Annotated in this window: 19 protein-coding genes; 8 read left to right on the plus strand and 11 right to left on the minus strand. The window is 66.7% G+C overall.

Annotated elements, in window-relative coordinates:
* Nucleotides 1-195: 195 nt before the first annotated feature.
* From AC1RMY_RS15225 to AC1RMY_RS15265, 9 genes are all read right to left on the minus strand, one after another.
* Nucleotides 196-2,046 (minus strand): ABC transporter ATP-binding protein, encoded by a 1,851-nt coding sequence (locus tag AC1RMY_RS15225; RefSeq protein WP_492865805.1) that lies wholly within the window; start codon nt 2,044-2,046, stop codon nt 196-198.
* Nucleotides 2,047-2,088: 42 nt separating this feature from the next.
* A complete protein-coding gene (locus AC1RMY_RS15230) occupies nt 2,089-3,030 on the minus strand; it encodes an ABC transporter permease (RefSeq protein WP_492865806.1) in 942 nt (313 codons plus the stop codon).
* Entirely contained in the window at nt 2,996-3,955 is a 960-nt protein-coding gene (locus tag AC1RMY_RS15235) for an ABC transporter permease (protein ID WP_492865808.1), read from the minus strand. Before AC1RMY_RS15235 ends, AC1RMY_RS15230 begins: the two co-directional genes overlap by 35 nt.
* Nucleotides 3,956-4,109: 154 nt before the next feature.
* Complete coding sequence (locus tag AC1RMY_RS15240) at nt 4,110-5,897, minus strand: peptide ABC transporter substrate-binding protein (RefSeq protein ID WP_492865810.1); 1,788 nt, start codon at nt 5,895-5,897, stop codon at nt 4,110-4,112.
* Between the two features lie 213 nt (nt 5,898-6,110).
* Complete coding sequence (purU, locus tag AC1RMY_RS15245) at nt 6,111-6,974, minus strand: formyltetrahydrofolate deformylase (RefSeq protein ID WP_492865812.1); 864 nt, start codon at nt 6,972-6,974, stop codon at nt 6,111-6,113.
* Between the two features lie 138 nt (nt 6,975-7,112).
* A complete protein-coding gene (locus AC1RMY_RS15250; RefSeq protein ID WP_492865813.1) occupies nt 7,113-7,754 on the minus strand; it encodes a sarcosine oxidase subunit gamma in 642 nt (213 codons plus the stop codon).
* Entirely contained in the window at nt 7,747-10,743 is a 2,997-nt protein-coding gene (locus tag AC1RMY_RS15255) for a sarcosine oxidase subunit alpha family protein (RefSeq protein WP_492865815.1), read from the minus strand. The genes AC1RMY_RS15250 and AC1RMY_RS15255 overlap by 8 nt, the downstream gene beginning before the upstream one ends.
* Nucleotides 10,740-11,015 (minus strand): sarcosine oxidase subunit delta, encoded by a 276-nt coding sequence (locus AC1RMY_RS15260; RefSeq protein WP_492865817.1) that lies wholly within the window; start codon nt 11,013-11,015, stop codon nt 10,740-10,742. The genes AC1RMY_RS15255 and AC1RMY_RS15260 overlap by 4 nt, the downstream gene beginning before the upstream one ends.
* 161 nt (nt 11,016-11,176) lie before the next feature.
* Nucleotides 11,177-12,427 carry a sarcosine oxidase subunit beta family protein gene (locus AC1RMY_RS15265; protein ID WP_492865818.1) on the minus strand — a complete coding sequence of 417 codons (1,251 nt, stop codon included), beginning with the start codon at nt 12,425-12,427 and terminating at the stop codon, nt 11,177-11,179.
* Between the two features lie 76 nt (nt 12,428-12,503).
* Here AC1RMY_RS15265 and AC1RMY_RS15270 point away from each other — a divergent pair, with 76 nt between their 5' ends.
* The 8 genes from AC1RMY_RS15270 to AC1RMY_RS15305 all read left to right on the plus strand — a co-directional run bounded on the left by AC1RMY_RS15270 (nt 12,504) and on the right by AC1RMY_RS15305 (nt 22,771).
* Entirely contained in the window at nt 12,504-13,514 is a 1,011-nt protein-coding gene (locus AC1RMY_RS15270; protein ID WP_492865819.1) for a GlxA family transcriptional regulator, read from the plus strand.
* A gap of 104 nt (nt 13,515-13,618) precedes the next feature.
* Complete coding sequence (locus AC1RMY_RS15275) at nt 13,619-14,419, plus strand: SDR family oxidoreductase (protein ID WP_492865821.1); 801 nt, start codon at nt 13,619-13,621, stop codon at nt 14,417-14,419.
* Between the two features lie 18 nt (nt 14,420-14,437).
* Nucleotides 14,438-15,484 (plus strand): inositol 2-dehydrogenase, encoded by a 1,047-nt coding sequence (gene iolG, locus AC1RMY_RS15280; RefSeq protein ID WP_492865822.1) that lies wholly within the window; start codon nt 14,438-14,440, stop codon nt 15,482-15,484.
* Complete coding sequence (locus tag AC1RMY_RS15285; protein ID WP_492865823.1) at nt 15,484-16,266, plus strand: inositol monophosphatase family protein; 783 nt, start codon at nt 15,484-15,486, stop codon at nt 16,264-16,266. The genes iolG and AC1RMY_RS15285 overlap by 1 nt, the downstream gene beginning before the upstream one ends.
* 90 nt (nt 16,267-16,356) lie before the next feature.
* Nucleotides 16,357-17,400, plus strand: coding sequence for an ABC transporter substrate-binding protein (locus AC1RMY_RS15290; protein ID WP_492865825.1), 1,044 nt, complete (start codon nt 16,357-16,359; stop codon nt 17,398-17,400).
* Nucleotides 17,401-17,616: 216 nt separating this feature from the next.
* Nucleotides 17,617-19,833, plus strand: a complete 2,217-nt coding sequence (locus AC1RMY_RS15295; RefSeq protein ID WP_492865827.1) for an ABC transporter permease — start codon at nt 17,617-17,619, stop codon at nt 19,831-19,833.
* Nucleotides 19,830-20,897, plus strand: a complete 1,068-nt coding sequence (locus AC1RMY_RS15300; protein ID WP_492865829.1) for an ABC transporter ATP-binding protein — start codon at nt 19,830-19,832, stop codon at nt 20,895-20,897. The genes AC1RMY_RS15295 and AC1RMY_RS15300 overlap by 4 nt, the downstream gene beginning before the upstream one ends.
* Nucleotides 20,898-21,046: 149 nt before the next feature.
* Complete coding sequence (locus AC1RMY_RS15305; RefSeq protein WP_492865831.1) at nt 21,047-22,771, plus strand: Na/Pi cotransporter family protein; 1,725 nt, start codon at nt 21,047-21,049, stop codon at nt 22,769-22,771.
* Nucleotides 22,772-22,809: 38 nt separating this feature from the next.
* Here AC1RMY_RS15305 and AC1RMY_RS15310 read toward each other — a convergent pair whose 3' ends face one another.
* Together AC1RMY_RS15310 and AC1RMY_RS15315 are read right to left on the minus strand one after the other, a co-directional pair.
* Nucleotides 22,810-23,253, minus strand: a complete 444-nt coding sequence (locus tag AC1RMY_RS15310) for an NUDIX hydrolase (RefSeq protein WP_492865832.1) — start codon at nt 23,251-23,253, stop codon at nt 22,810-22,812.
* 179 nt (nt 23,254-23,432) lie between these two features.
* Nucleotides 23,433-24,722, minus strand: coding sequence for an ArgE/DapE family deacylase (locus AC1RMY_RS15315; protein ID WP_492865834.1), 1,290 nt, complete (start codon nt 24,720-24,722; stop codon nt 23,433-23,435).
* Nucleotides 24,723-24,759: the final 37 nt, after the last annotated feature.

Consider the following 24,759-nt stretch of genomic DNA (forward strand, 5'->3'; position numbering starts at 1 on the left):
AAGCGCAGATCCGGGATCCATTCCGGAGCGCTCGTCGGTGAGGTTGCGGAATGGGTCCCGGGTCAAGCCCGGGACGACGACAGGGTTCCGAGAGGCAGTTCGACCGGCCGATGCGCGACGAAAAAGGGGCGGGCGCCTTCGCACCCGCCCCATTCCCATGTCGATCTTGCAAGAGGCCCTCGGCCGCGTCGCGGATCAGGCCGCGACGGCCTCGATCGTCTTCTTCTCCCACTCCTCACCCCAGATCATCACGGCATGACCGGGCGAGACTTCGCGGAACTGGCGGACCGGCGCGACATAGTCCGGCGCACGCACCGGGCTCTTGATCTCGTCGTTGGAGGGCGGGGTCCTCTCGTGGCGCCGCGTCGGGTCGGCGATCGGCACGGCCGCCAGCAGGCGCTTGGTGTATGGGTGCTGGGGATTGCCGAAGATCGCCTCGCGCGGGCCGATCTCGACGATCTCGCCGAGATACATCACCGCGACGCGATGGCTGACGCGCTCCACGACGGCCATGTCGTGCGAGATGAAGAGATAGGCCAGGCCCATGCGGGCCTGCAGTTCCAGCATCAGGTTGACGACCTGCGCCTTGACCGAGACGTCGAGCGCCGAGACCGCCTCGTCCGCCACGATCAGCCTGGGCTCGACCGCGAGCGCGCGCGCGATGCAGATGCGCTGGCGCTGGCCGCCCGAGAACTCGTGCGGGAAGCGGCTGGCCATGTCGGGCTGCAGGCCGACGCGGCGCAGCAATTCGGCGATCTGGTCGCGCGCTTCCGAGCGGGTCGCGAGCTTGTTGATCAGGAGCGGTTCGGCGATCGCAGCGCCGACATTCATGCGCGGGTTGAGCGACGCGAAGGGGTCCTGGAAGATCATCTGCATGCGCTTGCGCTGTTCGCGCAGGTCGTTCTGGTTGAGCTTCAGCACATCGACGCCGTCGAGCAGCACCGAGCCGGCGAGCGGCTCGATCAGGCGCATCACCGAACGGCCGGTGGTCGACTTGCCGCAGCCGGATTCGCCGACCAGCGCCAGCGTCTCGCCGGCCTGGACGCTGAAGGAGACGTTCTCGACCGCATGCACCCGGCCGGTCACCGAGGAGAGCAGTCCGGAGCGGATTTCGAAGCGGGTCGTAAGGTTCGAGACCTCGAGCACCGGGCGCTCGGCGGCCTTGACGGTGTCGGGCGTCTCGGTCGGCACATCGGATTCGCCGGTGGCGCGATCGACGACCGGGAAGCGCATCGGCCGCTTGCGGCCTTCCATCGAGCCGAGCTTCGGCACGGCGGAGAGCAGCGAGCGGGTATAGGGGTGCTGGGCGCGCGCGAAGATGTCCTCGGTCGCGCCGGTCTCGACCGCCTGGCCGTTATACATCACCACGGTGCGGTCGGCGATTTCGGCGACGACGCCCATGTCGTGGGTGATGAAGAGCACCGACATGCCCTCCTCTTCCTGCAGCAGCTTGATGAGCTGCAGGATCTGCGCCTGGATCGTCACGTCGAGCGCGGTGGTCGGCTCGTCGGCGATCAGGAGCTTGGGCTTGCAGGCCAGCGCCATCGCGATCATCACGCGCTGGCGCATGCCGCCCGAGAAGCGGTGCGGATATTCGTGGAAGCGCGATTTCGCGGCGGGGATGCGGACCTTCTCCAGCAGGCGGATGGTCTCCGCCTCGGCCTCGGCGCGCGACATGCCGCGATGCAGGATCAGCGCCTCGGCGATCTGGAAGCCGATGGTCAGCACCGGGTTCAGCGAGGTCATCGGCTCCTGGAAGATCATTGCGACGTCGTTGCCGCGGATCTTGCGCATCTGCGGCTCGGGCAGCGTCAGCAACTCCTGGCCGGCGAGCTTGATCGACCCCTCGATCCGGCTCGAGCCGGGCGGGGTCAGCCGCATGATCGAGAGCGCGGTCACGCTCTTGCCCGAACCGGACTCGCCGACGACCGCGACGGTCTCCTTCGGCTTGATATCGAAGGAGACGTTGCGGACGACCTGCTTCCACGCACCCTCGACCCGGAAGGAGGTGGTCAGGTTGCTGACGGAGAGGATGGGTGTGGTCATGCGGATGCCTTCCGAAGGGTTTGGGTCAGATGACTTCTTGCGTCAGATGACTCGACGCGGGTCGAGCGCATCGCGCAGACCGTCGCCGATGAAGTTGATCGAGAGCACGGTGAGGAAGATCGCAGCGCCCGGGAAAAGCGCCCAGTGCGGGGCCGAGTCGAGATGGTCCTTGGCGTCGAACAGCAGGCGGCCCCAGGTCGGGATGTCCGGCGGGAAGCCGAGTCCGAGGAAGGAGAGCGTCGATTCCGCGATAATCGCCGAGGAGACCTCGATCGTCGCCGCGACGATGACCGGGCCGATAGCGTTCGGCAGGATGTGATGGACCATCTGGCGGAACTTCGTCGCGCCATTGGCCCTGGCGGCCTCGACGAACTCCTTCTCGCGCAGCGAGAAGAACTGCGCCCGCACCAGCCGCGCCACGGGCATCCATTTCAGCCCGCCGATGACGATGACGATCAGCACGAAGACGCCGCCCTCGACGCCGAAGGCCGCCTTGAGCTGCTCGCGGAAGAAATAGATCACGAGCAGCAGCAGCGGCAGCTGCGGCAGGGAGAGGAACAGGTCCGTCACCCACATCAGGAAGTTGTCGACATAGCCGCGCGACATGCCGGCGACCGCGCCGATCACGATGCCGAAGAAGGTCGCGACGAACATTGCCGCGAGCCCGACGGCCAGCGAGATCCGGCCGCCATAGATCATCCGCGCCAGCAGGTCCTGGCCGAGATCGTCGGTGCCGAAGGGGTGGTTCCAGGACGGGGTCTGGAGCTGCGCCGAGAAATCGATGTCGTTGATCGCCACCGGCCAGAGCCACGGGCCGATGACGACGCCGAGGATCAGCATGCCGAGCACAAAGCTGCTCGCCATCGCCAGCTTGTGCCGGCGGAAACGCTTCCACGTTTCGCGTCCGGGCGAGGTCGCAGCGCTCGTCGGGGCCGGGCCCGATACGGGCTCAGCGGAAGGAGATGCGAGGGTCGAGCCAGCCATAAAGCAGATCCGCAATGAGATTGAACAGGACGACGAGGCAGGCGAAGACGAAGGTCACCGACATGATGACGGGGGTGTCGTTGGCCAGGATCGCGTCGATGAGGAGCGAGCCGATCCCGGGGATACGGAAGATCTGCTCGGTGACGATGGCGCCGCCGAACACGGCGGGCATCTGCAGGGCGACGAGCGTGACGACCGGAATGAGGGCGTTGCGCGTGATGTGGCGCAGCGTCACGGTCTTCTCGCCGAGCCCCTTGGCGCGGGCTGTGGTGACGTAGTCGAGCCGGATGACGTCGAGCACGGCGGAGCGCACATAGCGGGTATAGGAGGCGGCCTGGAACAGGCCGAGAACCGTGATCGGCATGATCGCCTGACGGAACATCTCCCAGTACCAGCGCCAGCCGGTCGCGGCGATGTCGGAGCGATAGACGAAGGGGAACCAGTCGAGCGTCACCGAGAAGATCAGGATCAGCAGCAGGCCGGTGAAGAAGGTCGGTAGCGAGAAACCGACGAAGGCCAGCGTGTTGGCGACCTGGTCGAAGACCGAATAGGGCCGCGTCGCCGCGTAGATGCCGACCGGCAGCGCGATGCAGAGCGCCAGGATCTGCGAGGAGCCGACGACGAACAGCGTCGTCGGGACGCGCTGCAGGATCAGCTTGTCGACATCGATGCGGCTGGCGAAGGAGAAGCCCCAGTCGCCCTGCACCATGGCCGCGAGCCAGCGCAGATAACGCACCATGATCGGGTCGTTCAGGCCGAAGCTGGCGCGCAGCGCCTCGCGGACTTCCGGCGGCACATTGGGATTGGTCGCCATTTCCGAGAACGGATCTCCCGGCGCCATGGCGAGCACGGTGAACAGGATCAGGCTGATACCGAGCAGGCTCGGAATAGCGATCAGCAGTCGCCTCAGCAGGTAAGCGCCCATCAAACAGACTCTTTTCGAACGTGGTCTTTTATCGCCACGAATAGCGGCTGGCCGCTCGTGCGAACGGCGGCGGATTCCGCTCGGTCAAAATGAAGAGGGAGCGGAGCCCCCCGCGCGACGTCCAGCCGCGCGGGGGTGCCCGCTCCCTCTGGTCTTAGCTGCGATACCAGGCAGCGAGGTTCCAGGTGTCGACGTCCCAGCCGCTGTGGTCATGCGACAGGTTGTTGACCGACGCGGCGACGCGGGTGCGCGACAGCAGCGGCAGGATGACGTTGGCCTCGCAGAAGATCTCGTTGACCTTGATCAGCAGCGCGGCGCGCTTGGCCGGATCCAGCTCCTTCTGGGCAGCCTTGTAGGCCTCGTCGGCAGCCGGGTCCGAGTAGCGCGAGACGTTGCGGCCGAGCCACTTGTTCTCCTTGTTGGCGATCTCCCAGGACGTGAACTGGTTCAGGAAGCGCTCCGGATCGGGCTGCGGCTGCGTGGTGGTGTACATCTCCATGTCGACATAGAGCTTGGTGTAGGTGTCGGGGTTCGCCACGTCCGAGGAGAAGAACACCGAAGCCGTGACCGACTTGAGCTCGAGGTCGATGCCGGCGCGCTGGCAGGCCTGCTTGATGATCGCCTGCGTCTTCTGGCGCGGGGCGTTGATCGAGGTCTGATAGACGTATTTGAGCTTCTTGCCATCCTTCTCGCGGATGCCGTCGGCGCCCTTCTTGTAGCCGGCGTCGTCGAGGATCTTGTTCGCCTTGTCGACGTTGAACTCGTACTTCAGCTTGCTCGACTTGAACTGCGCCGGCTGGTTGACGAAGCTCGCCGTGGCGATGCCGCCGCGGCCGTAGATGAACTTCTGGATCGAGTCGCGATCGATCAGCAGGTTGATCGCCTGGCGCACGGCCGGGTCCGAGAGCGTCGGGTGCTTGGTCTTGACGCTTGAGCGCTCGCCGTCCACCTCGGTCCACGGATCCGTGGTGTTGAGGGTGATGAACTCGATGTCGCCCGACACCACGGCGCTGATCTTGCCGCGACCGCCGGTCTCCATGCGCTTGAGGACCTCGTCCTCGACCTGGAGGTTCCAGGCATAGTCGTATTCGCCGGTCTGCAGCACGGCGCGGGCCGCCGAGACCGCATCACCGCCGCCCTTGACCTCGAGCGTGTCGAAATGTGGCTGGTTGGGGATGTGGTATTCGGTGTTGCGCTCGCCGGTCAGGATGTCGCCCGGCTTGAAGTCGACGAACTTGTAGGGGCCGGTGCCGACGGGCTTCAGGTTGGCCGGGGCCTCACGCGACTTGGCGCCCTTATACTCGCCGAAATGATGCTTGGGCAGGATCTGGCCGGTGACGCCGACGAAGGCGTCGGCCCAGAACGGCGTCGGCTCCTTGAAGATCACCTTCACGGTCAGGTCGTTGACCTTCTCGACCTTGATGTCCTTGTAGGCGCCGGTGGTGTAGGCAGCGGTCGCCGGATCGGCGGCATATTCCCAGGTGAAGACGACGTCGTCGGCGGTGAGGGGCTTGCCGTCATGCCATTTCACGCCCGGCTTGATCTTCCAGATCACCTCCTTGCCGTCGGCCGAGAGGCCGCCATTGGCCTTGGAAGGAATCTCGGCTGCGAGCTGCGGGATCAGGTTGCCTTCCTTGTCCCAGCCGGCGAGCGGCTCGAAGAAGATGCGCGAGGCGATCTGGTCCTTGGTGCCGGAGGCGAAATGCGGGTTCAGCAGCGTCGGTGCCTGCCAGAGCAGGATCTTGAGCGGGCCGCCGCCGCCGGCCTTGGTCGGCTTGTAGGGCAGGGTGGCGTTCGCCATCGCGACGCCGTTGAAGGCCAGCAGTTGATTGGCGAACGGTGCAGCCAGGCCGATGGCCGCCGCCTTCCTGATGAAGGAGCGCCGCGACAGGGCGCCTTCCTTCACGCGGGCGATCAGTTTGCCCAGATCCTGGTCTTTCATGGGAATCTCTCCACTCATAAGCTCAATGCTGGTTGCCCGGCGCTTGCCGCGCCGTTTTCCCTCTTGGTCGCCTTTAGCAAGCCATGTGCCAACGAAAGCGTCAACTGTGCAGCGCAGAGCAAATACGCGCCCATCGCAGAGCGAGACGCCCGGCGGCGGGAGTAAATGAATGATTGTGTCTTCAGTGGTCGAACGTTCGCAATTTTATGCCGATCAATCCCGAAAGACGACCGTTTTCTTTCCGTTGAGGACAACGCGATCCTCGAGATGGTGCAGCACCGCACGGGCCAGCACGCGCCGCTCGATATCGCGGCCCTTGCGCACGAGATCGTCCGGCGTGTCGCGATGCGAGATGCGCTCGACGTCCTGCTCGATGATCGGGCCCTCGTCGAGATCGGGCGTGACGTAGTGCGCCGTCGCCCCGATCAGCTTCACCCCGCGCTCATGGGCCTGATGATAGGGTTTGGCGCCCTTGAAGCCGGGCAGGAAGGAATGATGAATATTGATGCAGCGGCCGAGCAGCTTGGCCGAAAATCCGTCCGACAGGATCTGCATGTAGCGCGCCAGAACGACCAGATCGGTCCTCGTCTCCTGCACCAGCCGCCAAAGCTCCGCCTCCTGCTCCATCTTGCTCTGCCGCGTCACGGGCAAATGGTGGAAGGGCAGGTCGCCGAGATCGGTCGAGGCGATGTGATCGCGCGCATGGTTCGAGACGACCGCCGTCACCTGCATCGGCAATTCGCCGATGCGCCAGCGATAGAGCAGATCGGTCAGGCAATGGTCGAACTTCGAGACCAGCAGCATGACGCGCTTCTTCGCGGTGCGCTCGCGCAGCGTGAAGCTCATGCCGAAGCGCTGGGCGAGCTCGCCGATGGAGGCCGCGATGGCCTCGTGCGTCATGCTCTCGTCGAGGCGCTGGAACACGACGCGCATGAAGAAGCGGCCGGTCTCGATATCGTCGAACTGCTGGGCATCGAGGATGTTGCAGCCGGCCTCGAACAGCAGCGTCGAGACGGCGGAGACGATGCCGGGACGGTCGGGGCAGGACAGGGTCAGGATGGCTGTGCGGTCGGACATGGCTGACGCCGCCGCAAGGGGCGGCCCTTCGCTGGCTGTGAGATGAATCAGGCTCCGCCGTCATTCCGGGCTCAGGCCTTTGGCCTACCCCCGAATGACAGGTGAAGAAGAGCGTGTCCTGCGCGCGACGCGCTGCGCTCAACCTCGCCCGGTCGACACTTCACTCGTGACGATGTCGCAGCCGAACTCCGCCACCGAGGCGGAGAGCCAGGACCAGAAGCTGCCGGCGAAGCTGCGTGCCACCATGATCTCGAAGACCGCTCCCTCCGGGCCGTCCTCGGCCCGCCAGAGATGCACACCGATATGGGCGATGCTTGTCAAGGCGGCCATGCCGACGGGAAAGGCAGCCGGGTGCAGATCGAGCATGCAGCCCTTGGCCAGGGCTTGGCGGACAAGAGGGCCGGAAAGGCGCAATGCAGCGCGACCCGAGCTCTGGTCGGCGACCGCGGCGACGTCCGAAAGCGGCGCCGATGCGTCAGCGACGCCTGCGCGATCCTCGGCGATGAGCAGCCATTGGCCGGGCCCGGCCCAGACCGCGGCATGCTTCCCCGAGCGGGTAATGGAGGGCTTGGACGGCAGGTCGAGCCCGAAGCTGCTCTTCACGGCGGCGGCCAGCGCGGCATCGCCTGCGGCCGGGGCGATCAGGCTCGCGATGCCGAGCCCGTCGCGGGCCTCGATCCGCACGCCGGTCTTGCCCACCGTGCCGAGATGGCCGCTCGCGAGGATGCCCGCCCAGGCGCCGCGCGGCGTCCAGTTCGCTGTCGTCATCGCGTCAGCCATGGAGGCGCGCTCCTTCCGGGTCGAGGAAGACGGGGTTGCAGATCTCGACCTCGATATCGCCATTGCGGACCGGATCGACCGCGCGGATGCGCTCGCCGATGCGGGCCTGCCCGTTCTTGAGCAGGCCGAGCCCCATCCAGTGTTCGAGATGCGGCGAATAGGCGACGGAGGTCATGTAGCCCTCGTCGTTCTCCATCGTGGCGGCCTTGCCGATCCCGATGAAGTGCGCGCCGGCGCGTAGGCGTTCGCTGCGGTTGACCGGGCGGAAGCCGACGAAGATCGGCCTGTCGGCCTCGATCAGCGCCGCGCGCTTCGCCATCAGCCGCCCGATATAGTCCTTCTTGGACGACATCATCTTGCTCAAGCCCAGATCGCGCGCCGTGGTCTGGCCGCTGAGCTCGTTGCCGGCGACATGGCCCTTCTCGATCCGCATCACGCCGAGCGCCTCGGTGCCGTACGGCGTGATGCCGTGCTCCGCGCCCGCCGCCATCAGCGCCCGCATCATCGCCTCGCCCTGATCGGCCGGGACGGCGAGTTCATAGGCGAGCTCGCCCGAGAACGAGATTCGGAACAGCCGCGCCGGCAGCCCGCCGCCGACCGTGACCGCCCGCGCGGCGAGATAGGGGAAGGCCTCGTTCGAGAGATCGTGCTGCGGATCGACCACGCCCCGCAGCACCACACGGGCCTTCGGCCCGGCGATCGAGGCCTGCGCCCATTGCTCGGAGACCGAGACCATCGCCACATCGAGATCGGGCCACAGCACCTGATGGCAGAATTCGAGATGCTGCATCACCTTGCCGGCATTGGCGGTGGTGGTGGTCATCAGGAAATGCGTCTCGGCGAGCCGCGAGGTCGTGCCGTCATCCATGACGAAGCCGTCCTCGCGCAGCATCAGCCCGTAGCGGGCCTTGCCGACCGGCAGCGCCTTCCAGCCGTTGATATAGACACGCTCGAGGAACTCGGCCGCATCCTTGCCCTGTATGTCGATCTTGCCGAGCGTCGAGACGTCGCAGATACCGACGCCGCTGCGCACGGCCAGGACTTCGCGATTGACCGTCGTCAGCCAATCGGTCTCGCCGGGCCTCGGATAATATTGCGCCCGCAGCCACTGCCCGGCCTCGACGAAGACGGCGCCCTGCTGCTTCGACCATTCATGCGTGGGGCTCAGCCGCGCCGGCCGGAACTCTTTGCCGCGATGATGGCCGGCCAGCGCGCCGATCGCGACCGGCGTATAGGGCGGCCGGAAGATCGTCGTGCCGGTCTCGGGGATCGTCTTGCCGGTCTGCTCGGCCATGATGGCGAGGCCGGCGATGTTGGAGGTCTTGCCCTGGTCGGTCGCCATGCCGAGCGTGGTGTAGCGCTTGAGATGCTCGACCGGCCGGAAGCCCTCGCGGGCCGAGAGTTCGATGTCCTTGTCGGTGACGTCGTTCTGGAAATCGACGAAGGCTTTGCCCGAGAAAAACTTGCCCTTCCCGCCCTTGACCCGCCAGACGGGGCTGAGGCTGGCGCTTTCGGGGTCGGTCTTCGGCGGCTGCATCACAGCCTTCGGCGCGAAGCCGCAATCGGTCGCGGCCTCGGCACCCAAGCGCGCGCCGTCTTCCAGCGCCTGCGCCAGCGAGAAGCGCCCCGCGGCGCTGCCCGCGACCGAAAGCCCCGCCGGTAGCGCACCCGGCACGAAGGCATGGATGCCGGCATCCCAGACCGGCCGCGTATTCTGGTGCGAGGTCAGGTGCAGAGTCGGGTTCCAGCCATTCGAGACGGCGAGCAGGTCGCAGGCGATGCCGTATTCGCGGCCCGAGGCCTCGCGCACGGTCACGGAGCGCAGTGCGCGACCGCCCGAGGCGCTGGCGACGACGCCGATGATGTGCTTCGCACCGATCTTGCCGGCGAGCAGGCTCAGCGTGGTGTCGACGCCTGGGCGCGGGTCGACGATCGCGGTGACGGTCACGCCAGCGGCGGCGAGGTCGCGCGCCGCCGCCCAGCCATCGTCGCCGGCGGTGAACACGACGGCCTCGCGCCCCGGCTTGACGCCATAGCGGTTGAGATAGGCGCGCACCGCGCCCGCCAGCATGACGCCCGGCGTGTCGTTGCCGGCGAAGACGATCGGCCGCTCGATTGCGCCTGCCGCGAGGATCGCGCGCTTGGCGTTGACCCGCCAGGCGCGCTGGCGCGGCTGATGCGCGGGCGGCACCGGCAGATGGTCGGCGACGCGCTCGACCACGCCGTATATGCCGTGGTCGTAGACGCCGTAGACCGTGCTGCGCGGCATGATCCTGACATCGGGCAGGCTCGAAAGCTCGGCCAGCGCCTCAGCGACCCACGCGATGGCCGGGCGGGCATCGATCTCGCGCTTCTCGGTCAGGAGCTTGCCGCCCAGCCGGAAATCCTCGTCGCAGAGGATGACGCGGGCGCCGGCCCGCCCCGCGGCGAGCGCCGCCGAGAGCCCGGCCGGGCCGCCGCCGATCACCAGCAGGTCGCAGAAGGCGAAGGCCTTCTCGTAATGGTCGGGGTCCTCATGCCCGGCCCCGCGGCCGAGGCCGGCGGCGCGCCGGATCAGCGGCTCGTAGAGCTTCTCCCAGAAGGAGGCCGGCCACATGAAGGTCTTGTAGTAGAAGCCCGCCACCAGCGCCGGCGAAACCAGTCCGTTGACCGAGAGCAGATCGAAGGCGAGCGAGGGCCAGCGGTTCTGGCTTGAGGCTTCGAGGCCATGATAGAGTTCGGTGACGGTCGCGCGGGTGTTGGGCTCGCGCCGGGCACCAGCCCGCAGTTCGACCAGCGCATTCGGCTCCTCTGGCCCGGCCGAAAGGATGCCGCGCGGGCGATGGTATTTGAACGAACGACCCACCAGACGAACGCCATTGGCGAGCAGCGCCGAGGCGAGCGTGTCGCCGGCGAAGCCCTCATAGCGTCGGCCGTCGAAGCGGAAGGAGCGTGCCTGCGTCCGGTCGATCAGGCCGCCAGAAGCCGTGCGGAAGGGCTGGGCGCTCATGCCGTGACTCCGGATTTGGCTGGCTTCGCGGTCTCGACCGCTTCGATCGCATGGGTGCGGGTGTCGCGCGTCACAACCAGCCAGGCATGGCAGCCGGCGCCGTGATACCAGAGCTCGCGATGCCGGCCGGCCGGATTGTCGCGCTGATGGACGTATTCGAACATGGCGGCTTCCGTCGCATCCATCCCGTCAGGACGCTTCGGATTGGCGTCGCCGAGATAGGTGAATTCCTGGGCGTCGCGGGCGCCGCAATGGGGGCAGGTGATGCGCATGGTTCAGTTGCCCCTGCGTTGAAGGAAGCGTGTGCCAACCGCGTCATGCTCGCCCTTGTGGCGAGCATCCACGTCTTGAACACAGGTCTCGCCGAAGGAAGACGCGGATGGTCGGGACAAGCCCGACCATGACGGAAGAGGAAGCGTAAGCATCCCCCGCCTCAATGCAGGTTGGGCTGGGCGCCGGCGCCCTTTTCGTCGATGACGCGCCCGGTGGCGAAACGGTCGAGCCGGTAGGCGGCGGCGACCGGATGCGGCTCGTCCTTCGCGATCAGGTGCGCGAAGCAAAAGCCCGAGGCCGGTGTCGCCTTGAAGCCGCCATAGCACCAGCCGGCATTGAGATAGAGCCCCTCGACCGGCGTGTGGTCGATGATCGGCGAACCGTCCATCGACATGTCCATGATGCCGCCCCAGTGCCTGAGCATGCGGATGCGGCCGATGCCCGGCCAAAGCGCCATCGCCGATTCCATCACGTCCTCGATCACCGGCAGATTGCCGCGCTGGGCGTAGGAATTGTAGCCGTCGATGTCGCCGCCGAAGACCAGCCCACCCTTGTCGGACTGGCTGACATAGAAATGGCCGGCGCCGAAGGTCACGACGGTGTCGATCAGCGGCTTCACGCCTTCCGAGACGAAGGCCTGCAGCACATGGCTCTCGATCGGCAGCCTCAGGCCCGCCATTGCCGCGACCCGCGACGAGTTGCCGGCGACGGCCATCGCGACCTTCTTCGCCTTGATCGGCCCGCGCGTCGTCTCGATGCCGGTGATGCGGCCGTTGTCGATGCTCAGCCCGGTGACCTCGCAGTTCTGCACGATGTCGACGCCGTTGCGGTCGCCGGCATGGGCATAGCCCCAGGCGACGGCATCGTGCCGGGCCGTGCCGCCGCGCTTCTGCAGCAGCCCCCCCTGGATCGGGAAGCGCCCATTCTCATAATCGAGGAAGGGCAGCATGGCTTGGACCTGCTCGCGATCGAGCAGGTCGGCATCGACGCCGGCTAGCCGCATGGCATTGCCGCGCCGCGCATAGGCGTCGCGCTGGGCGTCCGAATGGTAGAGGTTCAGCACGCCGCGTTGGCTGACCATCGCATTGTAGTTGAGGTCCTGCTCCAGCCCCTCCCAGAGCTTCATCGAGAGCTCGTAGAACGGCGTGTTGCCCGGAAGCAGGTAGTTCGAGCGGATGATCGTGGTGTTCCGCCCGACATTGCCGGAGCCGATATAGCCCTTCTCGATCACCGCGACATTGCGGATGCCGTGCCGGCTCGCGAGATAATAGGCGGTCGCCAGGCCATGCCCGCCGCCACCGATCACCAGCACGTCGTATTCGGGCTTGGGCGCGGCGTCGCGCCAGGTCGGCTGCCAGCCCTTATGGCCCTTGAGCGTCTGGGCGAGCAGCGAGAAGACGGAATAGCGCATCGGCGGTCCGGTTCGGGGTCAGAGAAAGCGGCAACGGCCTTGTCATTCGCAGATTGGCCGACATAGCCTGTCGGATATGACTCTGGGCGACACGAACTTATCCACTGGCGACAAGGAGGGCGAACGCACTCCGGCCCATGTCGGCTTCCTGCTGATTCCCGACTTTGCGCTGCTGGCCTACGCCTCCGCGGTCGAGCCCTTGCGTGCGGCCAACCGCCTGTCGGGTCGCGATCTCTATCGCTGGAGCCATGTCTCGATCGACGGCGAGCCGGCCACGGCCTCGAACGGGGTCAGCATCCGCGCCGACCATGCCGTCGGCGCCGAGATGCGCTTCGACTATGTCGTCGTCTGCGCCGGCGGCAATCCGGCGGTCTTCCATCATCCGCCGACCTTCGCCTGGCTCCGGCAGCTCGCACGGCACAGGGTCAGGCTCGGCGGGGTTTCCGGCGGCCCCTACATCCTGGCGCGGGCCAATGTCCTCGACGGCTACCGCTTCACCATCCACTGGGAGCACGCGCCGGCTTTCCTCGAAGATTATCCGGACCTCGATCTGCGGCGCTCGCTCTACGAGATCGACCGCGACCGGCTGACCTCCAGCGGCGGCACCGCGCCCCTCGACATGATGCACGCCGTCATCGCCCGCGAGCATGGCAGCGAACTCGCGCTCGCCGTCAGCGAGTGGTTCCTGCAGACCCATGTCCGCGAGGGCGCCGGCCCCCAGCGCATGCCCTTGCGCGAACGGCTCGGCATCAGCCATGCGCCGCTGCTGCGCGTGGTCGGCCGCATGGAGCAGAGCCTGGAGAATCCGCTTTCCCGGGAGGAACTGGCGCGCACGGCGAATGTCTCGCTGCGCCAGCTGGAGCGCCTATTCCGCCACCATCTCGGCCGCTCGCTCGGCGAGCATTATCTAGCCTTGCGCCTCGACCGCGCCCGCGACCTGCTGCGCCAGACCTCGCTCTCGGTGCTGGAGATCGGGCTCGCCTGCGGCTTCGTCAGCGCCAGTCATTTCTCGCGTGGCTATCGCCGGCGCTTCGGCCATCCGCCGCGGGCGGAGCGCGAGCCGCTTGTGGGTCGTCCCGGGCGCTGACCCCTCCGGGCAGCCTTGACTTGCGGACCCAGAGAATGGAATGATTGTTCCATAAAGCACGAAAATCAAAAAAATGTGCCGTCTGACCGGGAGAAGCATTTCAAGTGTCCGAGGCCGTTTCGTTCAGCCGCAATCTCGCCGGCCGGGTTGCCGTCGTCACCGGCGCGAGCCAGGGGTTGGGAGAGGCCGTGGCGCGCGAATTCGCTGCGCGCGGCGCCAGCGGCCTCTTGTTGACGGGCCGTAGTCCCGAACGGGGCGAGGCCGTCGCCGCGAGCCTGAAGGACGCCGGCTGTGACGCCCGTTTCCATGCCGTCGACCTGTCGGATCTCGCTGCCGTCAGGACGATCGTGCCGGCGGCCGAGCGCGCCTTCGGACGGCTCGATATCCTCGTCAACGCGGCCGGCGACACCGATCGCGGCACGGTCTTCGATACCACGCCGGACCTCTATGAGCGCATCATGGCGGTCAATCTGCGTGCGCCCTTCTTCCTGATCCAGGATGCGGCCGAGTTGATGCGCCGCAAGACGATTGCCGGGGCCATCGTCAACATCCAGTCGATGTCGGCCCATGGCGGCCAGCCCTTCCTCTCCGCCTACAGCGTCTCCAAGGGCGCGCTGGCGACGCTGACCAAGAACGCAGCCTATGGCTTGCTGGCGCACAGGATCCGGGTCAACGGCCTGAACATCGGCTGGATGGCGACGCCGGGCGAGGATGCGATCATGCGCAAGCGCCATGGCGCGCAGGATGGCTGGCTCGACGCCGCCGCCGCCGGCCGGCCTTTCGGGCGCCTGCTCGACCCGCGCGAGGTCGCCCGTGCCGTGGCCTATCTGGCGTCCGACGAATCCGGGCTTATGACGGGCTCCAATATCGACTTCGACCAGACGATTCTGGGCGCGCATGACTGACATGAAGGGGGCTGCCCGATGGCGGTCCAGAGGATGACGACGACGATGACGACGGGACAGGCGAAGATGCGGGTTGGATTGCTGGGGGCGGGGCGGATCGGCCGCATCCATGGGCTGAATGTCGTGGCGCGCCCCGATGCCGAACTCGTCGCGTTGACGGACGCCGTGCCGGAGGCCGCCGCCTCGCTCGCCGCCGCCAGCGGCGCCAAGGCGACGACGGCTGACGCGATCCTGTCGGATTCCAGCATCGACGCGGTGCTGATCTGCACCCCGACCGACACCCATGCCGACCTGATCGAGGCCGCCGTCTCGGCCGGCAAGGCGGTGTTCTGCGAGAAGCCGGTCGATCTCGACGCCGCCCGCATCCGCCGCTGCCTCGCCACCGTCGAAAAGTCCGGCAAGCCGCTGATGATCGGCTTCAACCGCCGCTTCGATCCGAATTTCGCCGCGCTCGAGAGCCGTTTGCGGGCGGGCGAGGCTGGCGCGATCGAGATCGTCAGCGTGATCTCGCGCGATCCCTCGCCGCCGCCGGTGGAGTATGTGAAGCGCTCCGGCGGGCTCTTCCGCGACATGATGATCCACGACTTCGACATGGCCCGCTTCCTCCTGGCGGAGGAGCCGGTCGAGGTCTTCGCGCTCGGCTCGGCGCTGGTCGATCCGGCGATCGGACAGGCCGGCGACGTCGACACCGCCGCCGTGCTGATGAAGACGGCCTCAGGGCGTATCGCGCAGATCTCGAACTCCCGCCGCGCCACCTATGGCTACGACCAGCGCATCGAGGTCCACGGCTCGAAGGGCATGCTGCGCGCCGGCAACATCCACGAGACGACGGTGGAAAGCGCGACCGGCTCCGGCTTCCGGGCCGATCCGGTCCAGAATTTCTTCCTCGAACGCTATGCGAGCGCCTATCGCGCCGAGCTCGACGCCTTCCTCGCCGCCTGCAAGGGCGGCAAGGCTCCGACGCCGTCCGGCCTCGACGGGCTCAAGGCGCAGATCCTCGCCGATGCCGCGACGGAGTCCGCAAGATCCGGCAGACCCGTCAGCGTCGATCTGGGGGCGCACTAATGACGCCTGCGGAACGCGATCTGCGCTATTATGCGGCGCTCGGCCTCGCGACCGAGGCGAGCCATCTCGCGCTCGGCTATTTCAACAAGCGCGAGTCGCTGGGCATCACCATGAAGGGAGCCCAGGACTGGCTGACCGTTGCTGACGGCAAGGTCGAGGAGTTCCTGCGCCGCCGTCTGTCCGAGCTGTTCCCGAATGACTCCGTCATCGGCGAGGAGGGCGGGGGCGAAGCCTCGGACGCGGTCTGGATCCTCGATCCGATCGACGGCACCGCCAACTTCGCCCATGGCGACCGCAACTGGTGCATCTCCATCGGCTTCCTCGCAAACCGTAAGCCCGAGATCGGCGTCGTCGCGGCGCCGGCGCTCGGCGAGGTCTATGCGGCGCGTCGCGGCGCCGGGGCGACCCTGAACGGCGATCCGATCCGGGTGTCCGGCGCGACCGATATTGCCCGGGCGTCTATCGAACTCGGCTGGTCGACGCGCGTGCCGGCCGCGAACTATCTCAAGGTGATCGAGCGCGGCTACGCCGCCGGCGCCGCGATCCGGCGCGGCGGCTCGGGAACCCTCGGCATCTGCCACGCCGCATGCGGCTGGAGCGAGGCCTATGCGGAACTGCACATCAACGCCTGGGACGTCGCCGCCGGCCTCGTCATCGCCAGCGAGGCGGGGGCCTATGTCAACGACTTCTTTGCCGGCGAGGGTATCGCGAAGGGCAATCCGGTGCTGTGCTGCACGCCGGCGCTGAGGGGCGAGCTGGAGGCGATCACCGGGATTCGTTAGCCAGCGCGACATGCGTTGATCTTTCGGGGAAAGTCGTCTCAGCTTCATAACAATCACAGAAGAACGCAGGTTCTCATCAGGGAGGTTACGATGCACACCAGTTCCAGGCTCAGGGCGAGCCTCTTCGCTCTCGCCGCCACGGCCGCTACCGCCTTTTCCGCCGCTCCCGCTAGCGCCCAGAACTCGCTGGTGATGTATTGCGGCGTGCAGGAGGAATGGTGCCGGGCGATGTCCAACGCCTTCGAGAAGGAGACCGGCATCAAGGTCGCGATGACCCGCAAGTCGGCCGGCGAGATCTATGCCCAGCTCAAGGCCGAATCCTCCAATCCGCGCGGCGATATCTGGTGGGGCGGCACCGGCGATCCTCATCTTCAGGCGGCCGAGGAGGGGCTGACCCAGGAATATGCATCGCCGAAGAACGCCGAGCTGCATGGCTGGGCGATCGATCAGTGGAAGGCCGCCAAGCAGCGCTCCGTCGGCATCTATGCGGGTGCGCTCGGCTTCGGCTTCAACACCGAGCAGATCAAGTCGAAGGGCATCCCCGAGCCGAAATGCTGGGCCGACCTGCTCAACGCCAAGCTCAAGGACGATGTCCAGGTCGCCGATCCGAACTCGTCCGGCACTGCCTATAACCTGCTTGCCACCGTCGTGCAGCTGATGGGCGAGGAGAAGGGCTTCGACTATCTGAAGCAGCTCCACAAGAACGTCAGCCAGTACACCAAGTCCGGCGCCGCCCCGGCCAAGGCGGCGAGCCTCGGTGAGACCGCCGTCGGCATCGTCTTCATCCATGACGCCGTCGTCTTCGCCGTGCAGGGCGACCCGATCAAGCCGGTCGCGCCCTGCGAGGGCACGGGCTACGAGATCGGCTCGATGTCGATCGTCAAGGGCGCGCGCAATCTGGAGAACGCCAAGAAGTTCTACGACTGGGCTCTGACCCCGGCCGCCCAGGCGCTGGCCGCCCCTGCCAAGTCCTATCAGGTGCCGTCGAACAAGGCCGCGCCGGTGCCGGCGCAGTCGCCGAAGATGGATCAGATGAAGCTGATCAACTACGACTTCGTGAAATACGGCTCCTCGGCCGAGCGCACCCGCCTGCTCGCCAAATGGGACAAGGAAGTGAAGGCTCTGCCGAAGTAAGGGCAATCAGCCTGCCGCCACCGCCGTCATCCCGGACGCAGCGAAACGGAGCTCCGGGATCCATCGTAGAGCCAAATCCTCGACAAGGATCCGCCCGCCGATGGATCCCGGGCAAGCCCGGGATAACGACGAGGTTCCTGAGCGGAACGATCAGCAAGGCCACGAAGAGCCGGTTCAACCGGCCAGGCCGCAATGAGGTGAGGGGACTAAGCAAGGATGCGCTCCGCCACAAAGCTGGTGCTGCTGCTTGGCTGGCTCGGCTATGCCGTGCTGCCCTGGTACTTCGTCGAGGGCATGAGCCTGACGCGCCTGGGCTGGCTCGCGGGCTATCCCCTGGGCAAGGCCGGCAGCGCGCTGGCGCTCGGGCTGTCCGGGCAGGCGCCCTGGCTTCTGCCCATCGGCGCGGCGCTGGCGGCGGCGAGCGCCTTTGTCGCGAGCCGGGATGCCGCACGCACTGCGACCGTGCTGATCGCAGCCGGCGCGCTCGGCCTCGTCCTGCTCTTCGCGCAGGGCTTCGCCATCGCACTGGAAGGGCAAGGCATTCCCTGGCTCGCGGCGCTGCTGGGTGGCAGCGGCGGCGTCCAGCGCGGCATGGGCGGCGGCGCCTTCCTCGTCGTCGTCGCGTTGCTGCTTTTGCTCTGCCACGGCCTCGCCTATCGCGGCATCTGCCGGGGCGACCTGTTCACGACCTCTTCGATCGGCATCGTCATCCTGCTGATCGGCCTGTTCATCTTCTATCCGGTCTGGATGATCCTGAAGAGCGCGCTGGTCGACCAGAGCGGCGCCTTCGCGCCATCCGCCTTCGTCGCCCGCTTCTTCGATGCCTCGATCTGGGGGCTCGGCTGCCTCAGCGCCAACGTCAATTGCGGCGTGGCCTGGAATACGCTGGTCCTCGCCGTGCTCTGCGGCGTCATCACGACCCTGCTCGGCCTCGCCTGCGCCCTGCTGATCCTGCGCACCGGCATGCCCGGCAAGCGCGTCATGCGGGCGCTGACGGTGCTGCCGATCATCACCCCGCCCTTCGTCATCGGTCTCGCGCTGATCCTGCTCTTCGGCCGCGCCGGCGTGGTCTCGACCTTCCTCTACGAATGGTTCGACGTGCCGCGCTCGCGCTGGCTCTACGGCCTGCCCGGCGTGCTGCTGGCGCAGGTGCTCGCCTTCGCGCCGATCGCCTTCCTCGTGCTGATCGGCGTCGTCCAGGGCATCTCGCCGAGCCTCGAAGAAGCCTCGCAGACGCTCGGCGCCAAGCGCTGGCAGACCTTCCGCACGGTGACCTGGCCGCTGCTTAAGCCCGGCATCGCCAACGCCTTCCTGCTCGGCTTCGTCGAGAGCATGGCCGATTTCGGCAATCCGCTGGTGCTCGGCGGCAATTTCGAGGTGCTTTCGACCAAGATTTTCTTCGCCGTGGTCGGCGCGGCCTATAACCAGGGCCAGGCGGCGGTGCTCGCCATCATCCTGCTCGCCTTCACGCTCGGCGCCTTCTGGGTGCAGCAGCGCTGGCTCGGCGGCAAATCCTACACGACCGTCACGGGCAAGGGTGATGCCGGCCTGCCGACGCCGCTGCCGCGCCGCATCACCTGGCTGGCCACAGCGGCGATCGTGCCCTGGGTCGCGCTGACCTTCGTGATCTATCTGGTCATTTTGGTCGGCGGGTTCGTCAAGAACATGGGCCGCAACCATACCCCGACGCTGGAGCACTACCTCACCGGCTTCGCTATCGACTTCAGCAACGGCATCTATTTCCAGGGCTCGGCCTGGAACTCCTTCTTCACCACGATCAAGGTCGCGGCGATCTCGGCTCCCCTGACGGCGATCATCGGCCTGCTGACGGCCTATCTGTTGACCCGCCAGAAATTCGCCGGGCGCGGCACGCTCGAATTCGCGACGATGCTGTCCTTCGCCATCCCCGGCACGGTGCTCGGCGTCGCCTATATCCTCGCCTTCAACGTGCCGCCGATCGAGATCACCGGCACGGGACTGATCCTCATCATCGCCTTCGTCTTCCGCAACATGCCGGTCGGCGTGCGCTCGGGCATCGCCGGCCTGTCGCAGATCGACAAGAGCCTGGACGAGGCTTCGACCACGCTGCGCGCCCGCAGCTTCACCACGCTCTGGCGCGTCGTGCTGCCGCTCCTGCGGCCGGCGCTGGTCTCGGCGCTGGTCTATTCCTTCGTACGCTCGATGACGGCGGTCAGCGCGGTGATCTTCCTGGTCTCGGCTGAGTACAACCTTGCCACCGCCTATATCGTCGGGCGCGTCGAGGCCGGCGAATTCGGCCTCGCCATCGCCTATTCCTCGGTGCTCATCGTCTTCATGACGCTCGGCATCGTCTTGATCCAGCTCGGCGTCGGCGAGCGCAAGCTCGGCCGGCGTAAGGTCGTCGCGCTCTCCAGCTCGGTGTCCAACCCCATCAACCAGGGAGCAGCAAGTTGACCAAGGCCGGGCCTGCATCCGTCGAATTCCGCAACGTCTCGATGCGCTACGGCGCGGTGACGGCGGTCGACAATGTCAGCTTCACCGTCGAGGCGGGCAAGCTGGTGACGCTGCTCGGCCCCTCCGGCTGCGGCAAGACGACGACCCTGCGCATGATCGCCGGCCTCGAGATCGCCAGCGAGGGCCAGATCCTGATCGGCGGGCAGGATGTGACGAAGCTCTCGGCCGCGGACCGCGACGTCAGCATGGTCTTCCAGTCCTATGCGCTGTTTCCGCATATGAGCGTGCTGGAGAACGCGGCCTATGGCCCGACGGTCAAGGGCCTCGGCAAGGAGAAGTCCCGCGACATGGCGCTGGAGAAGCTTGCCCTCGTCGGGCTGAAGGGCTTCGAAAATCGCTACCCGTCCGAGTTGTCCGGAGGCCAGCAGCAGCGCGTTGCCGTGGCGCGCGCGCTGGTTCTGGAGCCGCAGGTCCTGCTCTTCGACGAGCCGCTCTCCAATCTCGACGCCAAGCTGCGCCGCCGCGTCCGCGAGGAAATCCGCGAGCTGCAGCAGGATCTCAACCTGACCGTCGCCTATGTCACGCATGATCAGGAGGAGGCGCTCGCCGTCTCCGACAAGATCATCGTGATGTCCAATGCGAAGATCGCCCAGCAGGGCGCCCCGCGCGCGCTCTACGAGGAGCCGGCCAATGCCTTCGTCGCGGACTTCATCGGCGACGCCAACCTGATCGACGTCACCGTCAAGTCCGTGGCCGATGGCCGGGCGCAAGTCGCGGTCGGCCCGGCGAGCATCTCCCTGCCGGCGCGCGGGCTGGCCGCCGGGCCCGCGAAGATAGCGATCCGGCCGGAAAGCCTGCTGCTCTCGCAGGAGAATGGCCCGGCCTCGCTGCCCGGCAAGGTCGCCAAATGCGCCTATCTCGGCAACCATCTCGACATCATGGTCGAGACGCCGGTCGGCGAGCTCTTCGTCATCCAGTACGGCCATCACGCCATGCTCGAGCCGGGCACGCCGGTTCGGCTGGCCTTCGCGGACTCGGGCGTGACCCTGATTCCACCGGCCTGAGCCGACAGAGCCGCAAATCTGCGCAAAAAAACTGACGCTCTTGCCGCAAAATCAGCACGTTTTGCCTGCATGAACGATAAGTTGGCTAATGAAAAAGCGACGATTCACGGGTAGCTTGGCGCCCTGACACGGACAAAGATCCCGCGACGATGACCACGAGCGACAGCGCGACCACGATTCTGATCCACCTCGCAGGGGGCGTCGCGCTGCTGATCTGGTCCGTCAGGCTGGTCCGCACGGGAGCCATGCGCGCCTTCGGGTCGTCGCTGCGCCAGGCCCTCCAGACCTTCACCAAGAACCGCTTTGCCGCCTTCGGCAGTGGCGCGGCGGTGACGATCGTGCTGCAGAGCTCGACCGCGACGACGCTGCTGGTCTCTTCCTTCGCCGGCCGCAAGCTGATCGCCCCGGCCATGGCTCTCGCCGTGCTGCTCGGCGCCAATCTCGGCACCGCGCTCGCCGCCTTCGTCATCTCGATGGATCTCGGCTGGCTTTGGGGGCTTTGCCTCGCCATCGGCGTCGCGCTCTATCTCAGCCACGAGGCGATGGACCGCGCCCGCAATATCGGCCGCGTGCTGGTCGGCATCGGCCTGATCCTGCTGTCGCTGATCGAGCTGAATGCGGCTGCGGCGCCGCTCGCCCAGTCGCCGACCTTTCGCACGCTCCTGGCCGCGCTGGCGAGCGAGCCGTTGCTCGCCGCCCTCGTCGCGGTAGCCGCGACCTGGCTGACGCATTCCAGCATCGCGGTCATCCTGCTGATCGCGACCTTCGCGGCTTCCGGGCTGTTCCCGCCTGCGACCGCGCTGACCCTCGTCATCGGCGCCAATCTCGGCAATGCCCTGATCCCGGTGCTTGACCAGCTCGGCGCGCCGGTGGCACAGCGCCGTGCGGCGGTCGGCAATCTCGTGACGCGCCTGGCGCTCGCCCTGATGGTGCTACCCTTCGTCGGGCCGCTGTCGAACTGGTTGCTGGCGCTGCCCTCCGCCGATGCGCGCCTCGCGATCGAGTTCCACGTCGCGTTGAACATCGTCGGCGCCCTGCTCTTCCTGCCCTTCGTCACGCCCGTCGCGGCGTTGGTCGGCCGCCTGATGCCTGACCGGGAGACGGCCCAAACCGCCGTCGCGCCGCGCTATCTCGACCCGAATGTGCTGGACAGCCCGACAGAGGCGCTCGCCTGCGCCATGCGCGAGGCCCTTCATCTCGGCGACCGCGTCGAGCTGATGCTGCGGGACACGATGACGCTGCTGGAGAAGGACGAGCTCAAGCTCTCCCGCGCCATCGCCGAGGCCGATGACGGCGTCGACACGATCCATGAATCGATCAAGCTCTATCTGGTCCGCGTCTCGCGCAACGAACTGACCGACGAGGAAGGCCGCCGCCTGCTCGAGATCATCACGTTGATCACCAATCTCGAGCATATCGGCGACATCATCGACAAGAACCTGCGCGAACTGGCCGAGAAGAAGATCCGCAAGCGCTATGCCTTCTCGCCGGAGGGGCTGGCGGAGATCCGCGAGTTCCACCAGCGCGTCGCCTCCGGGCTCGGTCTCGCCCTGAACGTCTTCGCCACCCGCGATCTCGCGCTGGCCCGCCAGCTCTTCGCCGAGAAATCGATCATGCGCGATGCCGAGCGGCGTGCCACCGAGAGCCATTTCCAGCGGCTGCGCAGTGGCCGGCCGGAATCGATCGAGACCAGCGCGATCCATCTCGACATCATCCGCGATCTCAAGCGCATCCACGGCCACATCGCCTCGATCGGCTATCCGATTCTGGAAAGCGCCAATGCGCTGCGCGAGAGCCGGCTGATGGAGACGAAGGAAGCGCGGGCGCGCCAGGAGCGCGAAATGCTCCTGCCGACGCCGCAAGCGGGCCACTGAGCGGGGTCGCCCAAGCCGGCGCTCAGACGGCACAGGCTTCAGACGGCGAAAGCTTCCGTCAGATTGCGGATCGCGGTCGCGAGTTCAGGCTCGTCGACGAGGTCGGCGGCATCGTTCAGCTTGAACCATTGGCTGTGGCGCTGCCCCTGTTCCGCCCAGCTGTCGAGCTGGCGTTCGACCTCCAGCAGATAGAGCGTCACCTCGCACAGGGTGAAATGGTCCGACATCCGCTTCCAGTAGGTATAGCGCCCGGCGGGCTCGGACACGATCCGGCCGACGACGCCGGCCTCCTCGAAAGCCTCGCGAGACGCCGCTTCTGGCGCGGTCAATCCCTTGATCGGCCAGCCCTTGGGCACGATCCAGCGCCGCGTCGTGCGCGAGGTCACGAGAAGTATCTCGATTGACCCGTTCGCCGCGTGCCGGATCGGCATGGCCGCGATCTGCGCCCGGATGTCGCCGGGAGTGCGCTTGATCTTCTTCATCGCTCGGTGGTGCCCTTGCCTCCAGCGGCCGCCGGCAGGGCCGATTCGCTCGGCCTGCCAGCGATTCAAATATTGCGCCGACGCACTGCTATGGAAAGAGTATTCCACACATTGTCGTGTCACAATTAAGGGCTGGTTGCGATGAAACCATGAGCGCTTCGGCTTCGCGCCGGCTGCGCTCAGCCGGACAGGCTCTCCACCCCGCACCACTCCGCGACGAAGAGCGCCATCGCGCCGGTGATCCGCTTGACCGAGGCCAGGCTGACGCGCTCGTCGAAGGCGTGGATGCGCTCGCCCATCGGCCCGTAGCAGAGCGCCGGGATCTTGTCGTAGAGGGCATGCACGCGCGTATCGAGATAGGCGGCCGTCATGAAGGATTTCAGCTGCTTGCCGAGCGCAGCCTGATGCGCGCGGGCGAGCACGGCTTCCGCCTCGCTGCCGGGCTCCAGCACATAGCCCTCGGCCCAGAAGCCGTTGAACGTCACCTTGGGCGGGTTGTTGGCGAGGAACGTGTCGTTGCGCGATGCCGTCCGGATGCAATCCTCGATGCGCTTGGCGATCTCCTGGGCGGTGACGCCCGGATAGAGCCCGACGCGGCAATCGACCTTGCACCAGCAGGGCACCGAGGAGGCCCAGTCGCCGCCCTCGATCTTGCCGATGTTCAGGTTGATCGGGTGCGGATCATTCTCGAAATGCTCGCGGCCGACCTTCTCGGCGTTGAACTCCTCCTCCAGCTTGCGTAGCGCCGCGATCACGCGGTAGGCGGCGTCGATCGCATTGGCGCCGGTCCCCATCTCGCGGACATGCGCCGGCACGCCCCGCACCTCGAACTGGAACCAGATCACGCCGGCATTGGCCCGCGCCAGCATCTCGTATTCGGGCTCGGGGATCAGGGCGGCCTCGGCTCGATAGCCGCGCAGGTGGGTCATCAGCGCGCCGTTCCCGGTCGATTCCTCCTCCACCACGGATTCATGGTAGAGCGTCGCGGCGGGCTGCAGGCCGATGCGCCTGAGCGCGTCGATGCAGTAGAAATTGGCGGCCGCTCCTGCCTTCATGTCGGCGCTGCCGCGACCATAGAGCCAGTCGCCATCGATGACGGGATCGAACGGCGCATGCGTCCATTGATCGTCGGGGCCCGCCGGCACCACGTCGACATGAGCCTGCAGGATCAGCGAGCGGCCTTTCTCCTCGCGCGGATGATGGATGCCGACCACGATCGGCGCGTCGGAGTGGAACTCGGAGAAGGGGCCGCCGCCGGGATGGGCCTTGATCGCGGCCTCGTCCATCTTGAAGCGGTCCATGGTGAAGCCGCGCTCCTTCATGGCGCGGAAGATGAAGTCTTGGCAGGCATGCTCGTCGCCGCGCAGCGAGGGGAAGCGGATCAGCTCCTGGGTAAAGGCGATCTGCTCGGCGAACCCGGCCTCTACGGAGGCGAGGATCTTGTCGCGAAGGGCGGGGTCGAGAGGCATTGGCTGGGTCTCCTTAGGCTGCTGCCGTCATGCTCGG

Source organism: Allobosea sp. GW822-FHT03F07 (assembly GCF_058801345.1).